Here is a 13,037-nt window from a genome sequence, read left to right as displayed (position 1 = left end):
GGGCTGGGCATCGGTTTAGCGCCCGGCAATGGTAGTGTCATATGAAACAGCTATGCTTGGGGTTCACGCTAACTGCACGTGGGGGGTAAATCGTATGCTGACACCCTTACCGGATATGACCACGCTATTCGACCAACTGGGGCTCGACAGCAGCCAGGACGCCATAGAAGCCTTCTTCCGGCATCATCATCTCGGGCAGGATGAAGATGTGTCAGAAGCGGACTTTCTAAGCTTCGAACAACGTCTGGCGCTGACCCGGATGCGCGATGACGACGCCGAATGGGCTGAGCTGGTCGATACGATGGAATCCCTGCTGCACAAGAATTCGTAACCCGTTTTGCAGGAGCACGCTATGCCTGATGTTCAGCATCAGCCCGAACACCATCGTTTTGTGATCGAGATGGATGGCGAAACGTCGTCTTTGACCTATCACCATCCACAGGGATCCAGCCAGGTCGACTTTGACCATACCTTTGTCCCGCCTGCTCTGCGCCACCACGGTCTGGCCCGGCAGCTGGTGGATGCCGGGCTCACGTGGGCACGGGACCAGGGCTATGACATTAACGCTTCCTGCAGCTATGTGGATGCGGTCATAAAGCGCGGAGGCTGACCCTCAGGTCGGCTCCAGCAGCATCAGCCCGGCGCCGGTATTAGAGACCGGAATGTGGTAGTTCTGGTGCAGCAATTTCACCGACCCTTCCAGCGCGCCACGCATTGCCAGCCACATCGCCAGTTCAACGCCCTGGGCACCGGCGGTTTCGGTCAGGTCGGCGTTGGAATATCCCAGCAGAGCCTCGGGGTTGGAGACCAGTTTGTCCATGCAGTACAGGTCAAACGCTTTGTTGATGAAGCCAGCGCGGGCACCATCGAGCTGGTGTGACAGACCACCGGTACCCAGCACAACCACCTTCTCATCGCTGTCCCACGACTGAATCGCCCGCCCGATCGACTGACCCAGCTTGTAAGACCGGGACGGTTTGGGCATGGGGTGCCGCTCGCAGTTAATGGCAACGGGAATCACCTTGATCTTGCGGTATTCCTCGTTCGGCCACAGCAGCGTCATCGGCACGGTGAGGCCATGGTCAACCCGCAATTCCTGGCAGACGGTGACATCGAATTCGTCTTCTATCAGGTTATTAATGATGTGCCAGGCAAGCTCGGTTTCACCGGTGATGGGCGCGATGGGCTGGATACCCCAGCCTTCGTCGGCATTGGTGTATTCCGGCGCTGCGCCGATCGCATACGTCGGTTTTTTATCAAGAAAGAACGACAGCCCATGGTCGTTGTAAAACACCACGGCGATGTCCGGAGCCTGCTCCTTCAGCCAGGTGCGCACCGGCGGGTAGGCATCAAAAAAGTCCTTCCAGTACGGCGTTTGCTCCAGCCCCTGGTCCATCGCTTTACCGATCGCCGGAATGTGTGACGTGCCGACGGCACCTATAATCTTTGCCATGCTCAGTCTCCCATCCGCACCAGTTTTTCTTTGAAGGCTTCAGTACTCATGCCGGTTTGCAAACCCCCAACGTCCTGAACCGACAACCCCAGCAAGCCCGCGAACTTGGCCAGGTAGTAAATACTGCCGCCCAATTCCAGCAGGCGCAGAATGTCGCGCTGTTGAATGGCCGCTTTCTGTTCGGCGGTCAGACCAAAGCGATCGCAATAAGCGGCTTCATCCGCCTTAAACGCTTCACGGGCACTGGCTTCATTGAAGGAGTAACACATCTTGTTCAGGTTATAGCCCTGAGTGGCTTTGGGACCATCAAAGGTGACGGTATCCAGCGGGTTCCTGGCGGGGTTCATGGTGGGTCCTCTGGCTGCCTGTATCTGTTGGCCAAAGGTAATCGCTGATGGGCTAAAAAGACTGATCTGGATCAATTTTTGGTCGGGCTGATGCCCAGACAGTACGTTCGCGTTATTGCAACGACTGCGAGAATTGCCTTGAAGTGTTCCACTTCCAGGCATCGGGTTTCGGAGTTCGCACCAACTGAGTGTCAGGTGCCGGGTATGTCTGTCTGGGGAAGTTCGCGACATGGACTAAAACGCCAGGAGCGTTTTAGCATGAGCGTAGCGAGCCCGGAGGGTGAATCCCATGGATGGGATTCATATCATGCGATCTAGGCCCCATGGACGGGTTTACGCCGACCCCGGACAGACATACCCGGTGCCTGACACGGACTCATGACAATTCAACTTACCCGAACTCCGAAACGTGAAGCCAACGGCTATTTAACCGCCACATAAACCGTAGCCGTCGCTTCGTTATTCTGAAAAGGGTTATAAAACCGAATGATATGCGACTCAACCCGGCTGAAAGCCGACTCCAGAACCGCCACAAAATCGGGGGCTGGCGGTTCATTGGACCAGAGGGCAAACACGCCCTGATCGCGTAGCTGGCCGGCCATGGCGGCTAGCGTGTCGGGCTGGTAGAACGAGGCGTTGCCCGCATTGAGCAAGGCGCTAGGGGAATGGTCAATATCCAGCAGAATGGCATCGAAAACGCGGCCCGGCTGCTCCGGGTCGAAGCCGGTGGGCTCGCCTTTGGCGAGGTCGAAAAAGCTGCCCTGAACGTAGCGGTTACGCGGGTCGGCGTTCAGTATGGCACCCAGTGGCACGTCTTCGGCCTGGTGCCACTCGATAACCGGTTCCAGTAATTCGACCACCAGCATCGAACGCACTTTTTCGTGCTTCAAGGCTGCAACAGCGGTATAGCCAAGGCCAAGACCGCCGACGACAATGTCGGCTGGTCGATCATCCAATGCGGCTAACCCCAGATCAGACAGCGCTTCTTCGGCTTTAACAAACAGGCTGGACATCAGGAACTCTTCGCCGAGCTTTACTTCATAGATGTCGTCGTCCGTTAGACCGGGAATACGCCGGCGACGCAGGGTAATCTGGCCGATGGGAGTTGGGCGGGTATCGATTTGTTCAAACAGGGGGCGCATTGAGGTGCCTCGTTTTTGCCGAAGCCCCATGCTAACAGAAGTTGCGCCCCGGAGGGCGCACAGACGTTACAGATCCAACACCAACAGCGGTGATTTGGAGCGGGAACAACACACCGTCATCTGATCGTTCGCGGCATGCTCGTCGTCATCGAGATAACGGTCTCGATGCTCCGGCGTACCTTCCAACACTTTGGTCAGGCAGGTACCGCAAATGCCTTGCTCACACGATGTTAGTAAATCGATGTCGTTGTCGATCAGCACATTGGCGATGGTCTCATCAGCCGGGATATCAAACTCCTCACCGGTGCTCGCAATCCTAACCTTGAAGCTGCCATCAGCTGACGTATCAATGTCTTCTGCCACAAAGTATTCGGTGTGCAAGTGATCGACAGGCCAGCCGGCGTCTTTAAAAGTTTTCAGAGCACTGTCGGTAAACCGCTCCGGGCCGCACACATACAGATGCGTATCCGGTTCGACGTTTTTCGCCAGTGCCGCCATATCGATGCGACCGGTATCCGGTTCATCGCTCAGGTAGAAATGGCACTTATCGCTAAACGACCCATCTTCCAGTTCATCCAGAAACGCCATGCAGCCACGTGACTTGGCGGCATAGTGACATTCGAATTCCTGACCATCGCGATCGAGTTGCTGGGCCATGGAATAAATCGGCGTGATGCCAATGCCACCGGCCAACAGCACGGATTTCCTGGCCGCCGGACGCAATTCAAAATGATTGCGCGGCGCACTGATTTGCAACAGGTCACCTTCGTTGAGTGCGTCATGCACTGCCGTAGACCCACCGCGTGATTCCGGTTCGCGCAGCACACCCAACTGATACCGTTTATTATCCCAGGGGGCATTGCTCAGCGAATACTGGCGAATGGTATCCGGTGCAACCTGCACATCGATGTGGCTGCCCGCGGTAAACGCCGGCAGTTCACGATCGTGCGGGTCGACCAGTTCCACTCGCACAATGCCATCGGCCTCGGCGACTTTTTTGTTGACCTTGACGATCATCGACAGGGTGGTTTTTTTACTCATACCAACTCCGGTAGACAGTGCGCCCGGCCAAAGTGGCCGGGCACTGTTCGGATTAGCTCAAGCCTGGAGTTCACTAAGTGGCTACATTCCGCGAAGGCTACCGGTGGTACCTGTGCGGGGTCGGCGTAAATCCATCCATGGAGCCTAGACCGCAGCATCCATGCTGCGGACTCCCCCGCACAGGCACCACAGGCACCCTTCGCTCGCACGTTGCGAACTTCAAATCTCGAAGATTTAAGACGCCGACGCTTCCTGCTTGAGGATCTTGTCGATCATGCGGCGCGCCAATACACCACCGCCGTCGATGTTCAGTTTCAGCAACTGACGGTCAGGGTTATCGATCAGGTTCTGTTGCTGGGCTTCCAGCATCTCCAGATCTTCCGAGAAAATCTGGCCCTGGCCTTCGCGAATGGTCTTGGTCAGTTCCTGATCCTGCGGCTTGAAGTTACGAGCCATGCCCCAGTAGTACCAGATCGAGGTTTCGGTTTCCGGGGTAATGAAATCGACCACAACGCTTGAAGCCTTCTGGTCGGCCGGGGCATCGAATCCACCCTGGCCGGCAACAGCCACGCCGACGTTGATCATGATGTGGCTGGGCGGCGTAAAGCGACTGATCTGCCAGCGGTCGACATCGGCGGTTGGTTCCAGATCGTTGAATTTCAGAGCGTTTTGCCAGAACGGAGGCGCCTTGATGCTTTCCATGGTGCGCTTGGTGACCACGGTATCGCCGTCCTTAAAGGAATCGGGTGCTTCGTCTTCGATCTCGGGCTGACCAATGCTGGACGCGTGCACATAGGTCTCGTGCGTCAGGTCCATCAGATTGTCGACCATCAACTTGTAGTTGCAGTTGATGTGATAAACACCGCCGCCGTAAGCCCAGTCCGGGTCATCAAAGAAGTCGAACTTGGGAATCAGATCGGTATCGGCCTTTTCGGCATCGCCCGGCCAAACCCAGATAAAGCCATAACGCTCTTCGACCGGGTAAGCAGTAATGCCCGGAAACGCATTGACGCGCTGGCCCGGCATCGACTTACAGTTGCCATCGCAGTTCATCACCATACCGTGGTAACCGCAGACCAGGTCACCTTCATCGTTTACATAACCCAACGAGAGCGGCGCACCCCGGTGCGGGCAGAAGTCGGCCAGGGCAACGATTTTCTCGTTCTGGGTGCGGTAGAACACCATACGCTGGCCACAAATCTGGCGGCCCTGTGGCTTGTCGGTTATTTCATCGGACGAAAAGGCAACGTACCAGGTATTGGTCGGCCAGGAGGCTTGCACGGTCATGGCGGTTCTCCACTGCATCGGGTCGTGTGGTTGGGTCGGTCGACTCGCTTGTTTTTATCCGTCGACATCAGTTATGGATCCAAAAATAGGTTTCATACCCCCGCTTGTCAATAAAAATATCAGTTTTGGATCCACTCGTGCCTATTTTTGGATCCAGGATGTACCTGAAAGGCTTGCGCAATGCCCCCATTGGGCCGAGAATGCCCAGCACGAATGACTCACTGGATCCCGTTTTCATCATGACCCAGATCAGCCACACCGCCATTACCGCACTGCGCAAACACATCCGCGATGGTCGCTACCAACCCGGTGAAAAACTGCGTGAAGTACAGGTCGCCGAGCTACTGGGCGTCTCACGTACACCGGTCAGACTCGCCTTTCGCACCCTGGAACAGGAAGGCCTGCTGGAACGTACCGGCAAGCAAGGCTATGTCGTACGTGAAGTGTCGGCCGACGACGTCTTGTGCGGCGTCGAAATACGCGGCGTACTGGAAGGGCTGGCAGCGCGTCGGCTGGCCGAGAAGGGTTTATCAGCAGAGTTGAAAGACCAACTGGAACGCTGCGTTCAGGAAGGGGATGCGCTCATAAACCAGTCGCAGCTGAGCCAGGAAGACATTGAACACTGGGGCGACATCAACGCGCGCTTTCACGCCCTGATCGTCAACAACGCGGGTAGCCGGGCGATCAGTGATGCCATCACCCGCAACAACCACCTTCCGTTCGCCTCGTCGGACTCCATCACCATCGACACCGACCACCTGGCCCAGGAGCAACGCAAGCTCCAGGTCGCGCAACTGCAGCACCAGCTCGTAGTGCAAGCCCTGGTGATGAGAGAAAGCACCCGCGCAGAAATGCTGATGCGCGAACACGCCTACATTGGCCTGCGTTACGGCCCGCTGTTTGGGGTTCCTGAGGGAATGGCTTTGTGAGCTGCGAGCTGAGAGCCGCGAGCTTTTAGCTAATAACTCGCAGCTCGCAGCTCGCAGCTCTCAACTCTCTTACTTCTCAAAAAAGCTTAAGAACGCCTGGCTGGCCTTCGACAGATAGTGATTCTTCTTCCAGCCCCAGGCCAGCTCCAGTGGAATCGGCGGATCGAAGGGTCGGGTGCAGAGCAGGGGTTCGTTTTTAACAATCATCGACAGACAGGTCGCCAGCCCCATCTCGTTTTTGACCAGGTTCATCAGCAAGTCGACCAGATTGGTCTCAAACTGCACATTCAGACTGAGCCCCTGAACGCGAGCGCGTTGTTCAACCGAGTCGCGCAGGTAGTAACCACTGCGAAACATCACCGTCGGTTGCTGGCAGAACGCCTCAATACTGACTGACTCCTGCTCAGCCAGGTGATGATGCCTGGGCATGCAGGCAACCACCTGCTCAGACAGCTGCGAGGCATAACGAATCTGGTCGTGCGGTTTTTCCGAGCGAATCAGCGCCAAATCCAGTTCGCCATTAATGACCAACTGCTCAAGCGTATCCGTACCGGCTTCATACAGCCGGAGGCGAATGCCCGGGTAGGCTTTTTTGAACGCCAGCAAGTAGGGCGGAAGAAAATACGTCGACAGCATCGCCGACGCACCCAGCTTCACCTCACCCTGCTCCAGCCCCTGCAACTCGTTCAGTTCTCGCGTCGCGTCGGTCAGGCTTTCCAGAATGCGCCTGGCGTGAGTGAGCAGTACCTCACCGTCCGACGTCAGCGTCATGCGCCGGTCGGCCCGGTTAATCAGCTTCAGCCCGGTCTCTTCCTCCAGCTTTTTGATCGCGATACTCAACGCCGGCTGAGCAATCCCCAACCGCCGGGCCGACCGGGAAAAACTGCCGGTTATGGCGATGTCGTTGAAATACCGCAACCGGCTGATGCTGTCTAACCGCATAAACGTACCTCTAGCTCACAGCTCACAGCTCACAGCTCACAGCTATATTTTAAATATATAGAAAATATAAAAACAATATAATACGGATATTCAAGAACTTGAGCTATCTTTAACCCCACTTAAAACACCCGGTCTGGAGTTGGCAACAAGCCAAGTGTCAGGTGCCGGGTGCGCCTATCCGGGGAAGTCCGCAGCATGGATGCTGCGGCCTAGGCTCCATGGACGGATTCACGCCGACCCCGGATAGGCGCACCCGGCGACTGACACGAACTACAGACACCAAAACAAGAGGCACCCTCATGGCTACCGCACATTTTGACTGGAAAGACCCCTTTGCACTGGCTGCTCAACTGAATGACGACGAGCGCATGATTCTTGATACCGCCCACGCCTACTGCCAGGACAAACTGGCCAGCCGCGTGCAAATGGCCAACCGCAATGAAAGCTTCGACCCGGCCATCATGCTGGAATTGGGCGAGCTGGGCATGCTGGGGGTGACGCTGCCGGAAGAATACGGTTGCGTGAATGCAAGCCACGTCGCCTATGGCCTGATCGCCCGCGAAGTTGAACGGGTCGACAGCGGCTACCGCTCAGCCATGAGCGTGCAGTCCTCCCTGGTCATGCACCCTATTTACGCCTACGGCAGCGAAGAACAGCGTAAGAAATACCTGCCCAAACTGGCCACCGGCGAACTGATCGGCTGCTTTGGCCTGACCGAACCCGATGCTGGCTCCGACCCCGGCAGCATGCAGAGCAAGGCCGTCAAGACCAACAATGGCTACGTTCTCAACGGCGCCAAAATGTGGATCACCAACTCACCCATTGCCGACGTGTTTGTCGTTTGGGCCAAGCTCGACGGTGAAATCCGCGGCTTTGTGCTCGAGCGCGACATGAAAGGGCTGAGCGCCCCCAAAATTGAAGGCAAATTCAGCCTGCGTGCCTCGATCACCGGCGAAATCGTGATGGAAGATGTCTATGTGCCCGAAGCCAACATTCTGCCCAACGTCAAAGGCCTCAAAGGGCCGTTCGGGTGTCTCAACAAAGCCCGCTACGGCATCGCCTGGGGCGCCATGGGCGCCGCCGAAGCCTGCTGGCTGGCCGCACACAGCTATGTGATGGACCGGGTTCAGTTCAACCGGCCACTGGCGGCCAACCAGCTGATCCAGAAAAAACTGGCCGACATGCAAACCGAAATCAGCCTCGGCTTGCAGGGCTGCCTGCGCATGGGTCAACTGATGGATAACGACGCCTGCCCGGTCGAACTGATTTCTCTGATGAAACGCAACAACGCCGGCAAGGCGCTCGACATCGCCCGGGTCGCCCGCGACATGCACGGCGGCAACGGCATCAGCGATGAGTACGGCGTGATTCGCCATGTCATGAACCTCGAAGCCGTTAACACCTACGAAGGCACGCACGACATCCACGCCCTGATTCTCGGCCGTGCCCAAACCGGCATTCAGGCGTTCGGCTAATGAGCGACACAGCAGTAAAAGGCGCCCTGAGCGGCATCCGGGTCATCGACCTGAGCCGCATTCTGGCCGGCCCATGGGCCACCCAGATGCTGGCCGACTTCGGCGCCGAAGTGATTAAAGTAGAACGGCCCGGCCAGGGTGACGACACCCGGGGCTGGGGCCCGCCGTTTCTGGGCGAGGGCGACCACCGCGTCGCCGCCTACTTTCACAGCGCCAACCGGGGCAAAGAGTCCATCGCCATCGACTTCACCAAACCGGAAGGCCAGCAACTGTTACGCGACCTGATTCGCGACGCCGACGTACTGGTCGAAAACTACAAAGTCGATGGCCTGAAAAAATACGGGCTCGACTACGACAGTCTGAAGACCATCAACCCGCGTCTGGTGTACTGCTCAATCACCGGCTTCGGCCAAACCGGGCCTTACAAACACCGCGCCGGATACGACTTCATGATACAGGGCATGAGCGGCCTGATGAGTGTCACCGGCGAACCCGATGGCACCCCGATGAAAGCCGGTGTAGCACTGTCCGACATTTTAACAGGCCTCTACGCCGCCAACGCCATTCAGGCTGCCCTACACTTTCGCGCCAGCACCGGCCTCGGTCAGCACATCGACCTCTCCCTGCTGGATGTTCAGGTCGCGGCCATGGCCAACCAGGCGATGAACTACCTGGCCACCGGCAACTCACCGGGGCGCCTCGGCAACGCCCACCCCAACATCGTGCCCTACCAGGCATTCGCAACGGCTGACGATTACCTCATTCTCGCTGTCGGCAACGATGGTCAGTTCCAGCGTTTCTGCGACGTTGCCGGCCGACCCGACCTGGCCACCGATGAACGCTTTGCCACCAACCAGGCACGCGTTGCCAACCGAGAAACCCTGTTACCGGTGGTTATCGAGCTGATGAAAACCCAGACCCGCGACTGGTGGCTGGCCCGCCTGGAAGAAGTCTCCGTACCCTGCGGCCCGATCAACACCCTGGAGCAAGTATTCGCCGACCCCCAGGTTCAAAGCCGCGAACTGAAGCGAGAACTGGACCAGGCTGAACTGGGCAAGGTGCCCTCAGTCGCCAACCCGATCCGGTTCAGCGAATCGGCGGTTCAGTACGACAAGGCGCCGCCGTCACTGGGTGCCGATACCGACCGGGTTCTAACGGGCCTGCTGAATTGCGATGCAGAGCAATTGGCGCTTTGGCGTGAGCAAGGGATCGTTGGTTAAATCTGTTCGACAGCGTCATGAGTTAGAGGTCAGCTTTTGAGTTTGCACTATGCGAGCGGCGGGTGGCAGGGTTGCTTTTGCGGGGGTATCTGAGGCATGGACTAAAACGCCGGGAGCGTTTTAGCATGAGCGCAGCGAGCCCTTAGGGTGATTCCCATGGAAGGGATTCATATCCCGAAGTTAAGCCTACACGGAGGTATTCACGGCGCCCCTGCAAGAGCAACCCTGCCATCCGTCGCGGGCTCAAGGCGTTGTAGCCAGTTCAGCCTCCGAAACCAGAGCTCTACCTCATGACGCGCCCACACTCCTTTGACAACCCCAGCCGTTCAACTAATCTGCGGTAAGGCTTGTCGTTGTAGGGTGACCCGAATGGTGCGAACTCTGGTGATGTTATGGTTTGTGACCATCGTGACCAGTGTTCGCGCTGAACTCGCTGTGGTTTACCCCGCCAGTGAATCTGAACTGGATCGTCGCTTTGACGACCTCACACTCATATTGCGCACCGCCCTGGAAAAAACCGAAGCCGACTTTGGCCCCTTCGAGATGCACGCCGCGTCGACCCCCATGACGTCCATGCGCTATTCGCAGGAGCTGATGGCCGGGCGCACCCCGAACGTGATTTGGACCTCAACCTCCCTTGAACGCGAAACCTTCCTCCGGCCTATTCGTATTCCCTTGCGCAAAGGCTTGTTGTCGTATCGCATCGCACTGACCCGGGCCGAAAGTCTGCCCAAAATTGACCAGGTACAAGACCTGGAAGACCTCGCGCAGCTTTCACTGGCGCAAGGCATTGGGTGGGGAGACATACGGGTATTTGAAGCCAACGGGTTGCGGGTATCGACCAGCGAATACGAAAGCCTGTTTCGCATGATCGATGCTGGCCGGGTGGATATTTTTCCGCGCGGTATCGGTGAGGTGTTCGACGAATGGGAAATGCGGCGGGAGGTATTGCCCAACCTGACCATTGAGCCCAATCTGCTCTTGTACTACCCCTGGCCCTATTATTTCTTCGTCAAGAAAGACAACGTCGCTCTGGCAGAACGACTGGAAACCGGGTTGCTGAGAATGATCGACGATGGCAGCTTCGATGCCATTTTCTGGCGCTTTCACGGTGAATCCATCGAACGCGCTCGCCTGCAGGAGCGCCGGGTCATAGAACTGACCAACCCGCTGTTGCCTCCCGAGACCCCGCTTAACGACAGCCGGTTCTGGTACCAGCCTTCCTGAGCGAAATACGGCTGTTAATCTTGTATGAACAGGCGCATCGACAGATCGATTGCGGTGACATCCTTGGTCAGGGTGCCCATCGAAATATAATCCACCCCGGTTTCAGCAATGCCACGCAGGGTATCGGCGTTCACATTACCCGAGGCTTCCAGACGAGCCCGGCCAGCCGTGGTTGCCACCGCTGTGCGGGTATCCTCAAGACTGAAATTATCGAGCATGATGACATCCGCACCGGCCTCCAGCGCTTCGGCCAGTTCAGACAGGTTTTCGGTTTCCACCTCAACCGCCTTGCCCGGGGCCAGGTCACGGGCCACTGTCACCGCCGCACCTATACCGCCACAGGCCAGGATGTGATTTTCCTTGATCAGAAACGCATCGTAGAGGCCCATCCGATGGCTTTGGCCACCGCCGCAAGTCACCGCATACTTCTGCGCCAGGCGCAGCCCGGGCAGTGTCTTGCGGGTATCGAGCAGGTTTACGCCGGTGCCTTCGAGCATGGCCACGAAATGCGCCGCGCGCGTCGCTGTGGCCGACAACAACTGCAGGAAATTCAGAGCCGCTCGTTCACCGGTCAGCAGCGACCGGGCTTTGCCGTTGATCTCTACCAGGGTGTCATTGGCCGCTACCCGGTCGCCATCCCGAACATGCCATTCCAGCGTGACGTCGGGATCCAACTGATGAAACACCTCATTCACCCAGTCGACACCGCAGATGACGGCCGTCTCACGAGTAATCACTCGCGCATGGGCTTCGCTTTGCTCAGCAATCAAAGCGGCATTGATGTCTCCGCTGGCAACGTCTTCGGCAAGTGAAGCCGCCACATTAGCCACGATGGACTGGCGCAGATCATTCAGGTCGATCGGGTACATAACACCTCGGAAATCAGCGATGCAATAAACAGGAAGGGCTTGAAGAGACGGGATTATAGGGGGTCAGGCGGCAAAATGTCATGCGCAGGCAGCACAAAACAAAAAAGCACGGCCCCGAAGGAGCACGTGCTGGAAACTAACAACGATAAAGCAAAAATAGGTCGATCAGGCGCTGTGCGTGCGAGACGGGGCGCTGAACCAGGAGACCAGAGTCTCTTTGGCAGATGCCAAGCCTTTCAGGGCAGCCGAGCGCAAGTATTCGTTACGCATTCTCATCGCTTCGGCTTCGTAGTAAGCCACATCCGGGTTGCCCCAGGAATCGGTTACGGCTTTGAATTCGGTCTCGTTTGAGTGTGCCATGTTTGCCTCCAGACAATGTCATGTGCGTGTACGGTTAGGCGCTGAGGCCTTCAATGACACCCATGATAGGGAGGCTTACGATCGGTAACAAACGATGGGTTTTCATGCCACAGGTGAATTCAATTCATGCGTGATTCACCTTCCCAGGCCGAGCCCCACTACTCGCTGCCGGTTATATTTCAGCGTTGTCATCACTTGTTAATATTGTTTAGTATTGACTGAACGAACTAAACATATCAAACTAAGGTCAATTGATAGGGGACTGCCATGAACGACCCAATTGAAAACTTCATCGAAATGATGGGCCTGATTTACCAGGCCGATGGCGCGCCGCGCATTGCAGGCCGCATTTTCGGGCTGCTGTTGGTGGAGGATGAGCCTCACTCGCTGCAAGGCATTGCCGAACGGCTGCAGGTCAGCAAAGCCAGTGCCAGCACCAATGCCCGCTTACTGGCCGAGAAAGGGGTTATCCGGCTAACGACGAAGCCCGGCGTTCGCCAGGATTTCTACGAACTGGTGCCCGATGTATACCGCCAGATGGCGATTAAAGTCAGCGCACGTATGAAGCAAGTCTCTGATCAGATCACCGGAGCACGGGATGCAATCCCTGCCGAACAAAGCGTCGCGCGCGAGCGCATCGCCAACCTGGCTGAGTGTTACCGGGTTGCTTCGGAAACGTCTCTGGCCTGGGCCGAGAAGTTGCCTCCTTCAAAATAACAGTCTGTCCGCTTCCATCCGTTTGCCT

General features: G+C 57.0%; 15 protein-coding genes. 7 read left to right on the top strand and 8 right to left on the bottom strand.

What is annotated here, in order from left to right:
- The first annotated feature begins 94 nt into the window (after positions 1–94).
- The gene (locus ACHUE7_RS02220) at positions 95–331 is read left to right on the top strand and encodes a DUF2789 family protein (RefSeq protein WP_394168530.1); all 237 of its coding nucleotides are present in this window, start codon (positions 95–97) and stop codon (positions 329–331) included.
- A 21-nt stretch (positions 332–352) separates the two neighbouring features.
- Entirely contained in the window at positions 353–610 is a 258-nt protein-coding gene (locus tag ACHUE7_RS02215) for a GNAT family N-acetyltransferase (protein WP_394168529.1), read from the top strand.
- A gap of 3 nt (positions 611–613) precedes the next feature.
- Here ACHUE7_RS02215 and ACHUE7_RS02210 read toward each other — a convergent pair whose 3' ends face one another.
- The 5 genes from ACHUE7_RS02210 to ACHUE7_RS02190 all read right to left on the bottom strand — a co-directional run bounded on the left by ACHUE7_RS02210 (position 614) and on the right by ACHUE7_RS02190 (position 5,270).
- Entirely contained in the window at positions 614–1,453 is an 840-nt protein-coding gene (locus tag ACHUE7_RS02210) for a class III extradiol dioxygenase family protein (RefSeq protein ID WP_394168528.1), read from the bottom strand.
- 2 nt (positions 1,454–1,455) lie between these two features.
- Entirely contained in the window at positions 1,456–1,800 is a 345-nt protein-coding gene (locus ACHUE7_RS02205; protein WP_394168527.1) for a protocatechuate 4,5-dioxygenase subunit alpha, read from the bottom strand.
- 422 nt (positions 1,801–2,222) lie between these two features.
- On the bottom strand, positions 2,223–2,942 hold the full coding sequence (locus ACHUE7_RS02200; protein ID WP_394168526.1) for a polyamine aminopropyltransferase: 720 nt from the start codon (positions 2,940–2,942) through the stop codon (positions 2,223–2,225).
- 66 nt (positions 2,943–3,008) lie between these two features.
- A complete protein-coding gene (locus ACHUE7_RS02195) occupies positions 3,009–3,983 on the bottom strand; it encodes a PDR/VanB family oxidoreductase (protein WP_394168525.1) in 975 nt (324 codons plus the stop codon).
- 234 nt (positions 3,984–4,217) lie between these two features.
- The gene (locus ACHUE7_RS02190) at positions 4,218–5,270 is read right to left on the bottom strand and encodes an aromatic ring-hydroxylating dioxygenase subunit alpha (RefSeq protein WP_394168524.1); all 1,053 of its coding nucleotides are present in this window, start codon (positions 5,268–5,270) and stop codon (positions 4,218–4,220) included.
- Between the two features lie 158 nt (positions 5,271–5,428).
- On the opposite strand from ACHUE7_RS02190, the gene ACHUE7_RS02185 reads away from it, so the two are divergent.
- Positions 5,429–6,199, top strand: a complete 771-nt coding sequence (locus ACHUE7_RS02185; protein WP_394168523.1) for a GntR family transcriptional regulator — start codon at positions 5,429–5,431, stop codon at positions 6,197–6,199.
- A gap of 69 nt (positions 6,200–6,268) precedes the next feature.
- Here the strand turns inward: ACHUE7_RS02185 and ACHUE7_RS02180 are convergent, their stop codons facing one another.
- Positions 6,269–7,141 (bottom strand): LysR family transcriptional regulator, encoded by an 873-nt coding sequence (locus ACHUE7_RS02180; RefSeq protein WP_394168522.1) that lies wholly within the window; start codon positions 7,139–7,141, stop codon positions 6,269–6,271.
- A 299-nt stretch (positions 7,142–7,440) separates the two neighbouring features.
- On the opposite strand from ACHUE7_RS02180, the gene ACHUE7_RS02175 reads away from it, so the two are divergent.
- The 3 genes from ACHUE7_RS02175 to ACHUE7_RS02165 all read left to right on the top strand — a co-directional run bounded on the left by ACHUE7_RS02175 (position 7,441) and on the right by ACHUE7_RS02165 (position 11,063).
- The gene (locus ACHUE7_RS02175; RefSeq protein ID WP_394168521.1) at positions 7,441–8,616 is read left to right on the top strand and encodes an acyl-CoA dehydrogenase; all 1,176 of its coding nucleotides are present in this window, start codon (positions 7,441–7,443) and stop codon (positions 8,614–8,616) included.
- Positions 8,616–9,836, top strand: a complete 1,221-nt coding sequence (locus ACHUE7_RS02170) for a CaiB/BaiF CoA transferase family protein (RefSeq protein WP_394168520.1) — start codon at positions 8,616–8,618, stop codon at positions 9,834–9,836. The genes ACHUE7_RS02175 and ACHUE7_RS02170 overlap by 1 nt, the downstream gene beginning before the upstream one ends.
- Before the next feature lie 369 nt (positions 9,837–10,205).
- Positions 10,206–11,063 (top strand): substrate-binding periplasmic protein, encoded by an 858-nt coding sequence (locus tag ACHUE7_RS02165; RefSeq protein WP_394168519.1) that lies wholly within the window; start codon positions 10,206–10,208, stop codon positions 11,061–11,063.
- A 14-nt stretch (positions 11,064–11,077) separates the two neighbouring features.
- Here ACHUE7_RS02165 and nadC read toward each other — a convergent pair whose 3' ends face one another.
- Together nadC and ACHUE7_RS02155 are read right to left on the bottom strand one after the other, a co-directional pair.
- On the bottom strand, positions 11,078–11,932 hold the full coding sequence (gene nadC, locus ACHUE7_RS02160) for a carboxylating nicotinate-nucleotide diphosphorylase (RefSeq protein ID WP_394168518.1): 855 nt from the start codon (positions 11,930–11,932) through the stop codon (positions 11,078–11,080).
- Positions 11,933–12,097: 165 nt separating this feature from the next.
- Complete coding sequence (locus ACHUE7_RS02155; RefSeq protein ID WP_127557011.1) at positions 12,098–12,292, bottom strand: hypothetical protein; 195 nt, start codon at positions 12,290–12,292, stop codon at positions 12,098–12,100.
- A gap of 267 nt (positions 12,293–12,559) precedes the next feature.
- On the opposite strand from ACHUE7_RS02155, the gene ACHUE7_RS02150 reads away from it, so the two are divergent.
- On the top strand, positions 12,560–13,009 hold the full coding sequence (locus ACHUE7_RS02150; RefSeq protein ID WP_394168517.1) for a GbsR/MarR family transcriptional regulator: 450 nt from the start codon (positions 12,560–12,562) through the stop codon (positions 13,007–13,009).
- Positions 13,010–13,037: the final 28 nt, after the last annotated feature.

The organism is Saccharospirillum alexandrii, from assembly GCF_043641555.1.
Classification (GTDB): Bacteria; Pseudomonadota; Gammaproteobacteria; order Pseudomonadales; family Natronospirillaceae; genus Saccharospirillum; species Saccharospirillum alexandrii_A.
The sequence above is the reverse complement of the archived record's forward strand: the minus strand, read 5'-3'. Positions and strand labels throughout refer to the sequence as shown.

Coding starts and splice junctions, on each gene's coding strand:
- ACHUE7_RS02220 (WP_394168530.1), top strand. CDS start 95: ATGCTGACACCCTTACCGGATATGACCACGCTATTCGACCAACTGGGG.
- ACHUE7_RS02215 (WP_394168529.1), top strand. CDS start 353: ATGCCTGATGTTCAGCATCAGCCCGAACACCATCGTTTTGTGATCGAG.
- ACHUE7_RS02210 (WP_394168528.1), bottom strand. CDS start 1,453: ATGGCAAAGATTATAGGTGCCGTCGGCACGTCACACATTCCGGCGATC.
- ACHUE7_RS02205 (WP_394168527.1), bottom strand. CDS start 1,800: ATGAACCCCGCCAGGAACCCGCTGGATACCGTCACCTTTGATGGTCCC.
- ACHUE7_RS02200 (WP_394168526.1), bottom strand. CDS start 2,942: ATGCGCCCCCTGTTTGAACAAATCGATACCCGCCCAACTCCCATCGGC.
- ACHUE7_RS02195 (WP_394168525.1), bottom strand. CDS start 3,983: ATGAGTAAAAAAACCACCCTGTCGATGATCGTCAAGGTCAACAAAAAA.
- ACHUE7_RS02190 (WP_394168524.1), bottom strand. CDS start 5,270: ATGACCGTGCAAGCCTCCTGGCCGACCAATACCTGGTACGTTGCCTTT.
- ACHUE7_RS02185 (WP_394168523.1), top strand. CDS start 5,429: ATGTACCTGAAAGGCTTGCGCAATGCCCCCATTGGGCCGAGAATGCCC.
- ACHUE7_RS02180 (WP_394168522.1), bottom strand. CDS start 7,141: ATGCGGTTAGACAGCATCAGCCGGTTGCGGTATTTCAACGACATCGCC.
- ACHUE7_RS02175 (WP_394168521.1), top strand. CDS start 7,441: ATGGCTACCGCACATTTTGACTGGAAAGACCCCTTTGCACTGGCTGCT.
- ACHUE7_RS02170 (WP_394168520.1), top strand. CDS start 8,616: ATGAGCGACACAGCAGTAAAAGGCGCCCTGAGCGGCATCCGGGTCATC.
- ACHUE7_RS02165 (WP_394168519.1), top strand. CDS start 10,206: ATGGTGCGAACTCTGGTGATGTTATGGTTTGTGACCATCGTGACCAGT.
- nadC (WP_394168518.1), bottom strand. CDS start 11,932: ATGTACCCGATCGACCTGAATGATCTGCGCCAGTCCATCGTGGCTAAT.
- ACHUE7_RS02155 (WP_127557011.1), bottom strand. CDS start 12,292: ATGGCACACTCAAACGAGACCGAATTCAAAGCCGTAACCGATTCCTGG.
- ACHUE7_RS02150 (WP_394168517.1), top strand. CDS start 12,560: ATGAACGACCCAATTGAAAACTTCATCGAAATGATGGGCCTGATTTAC.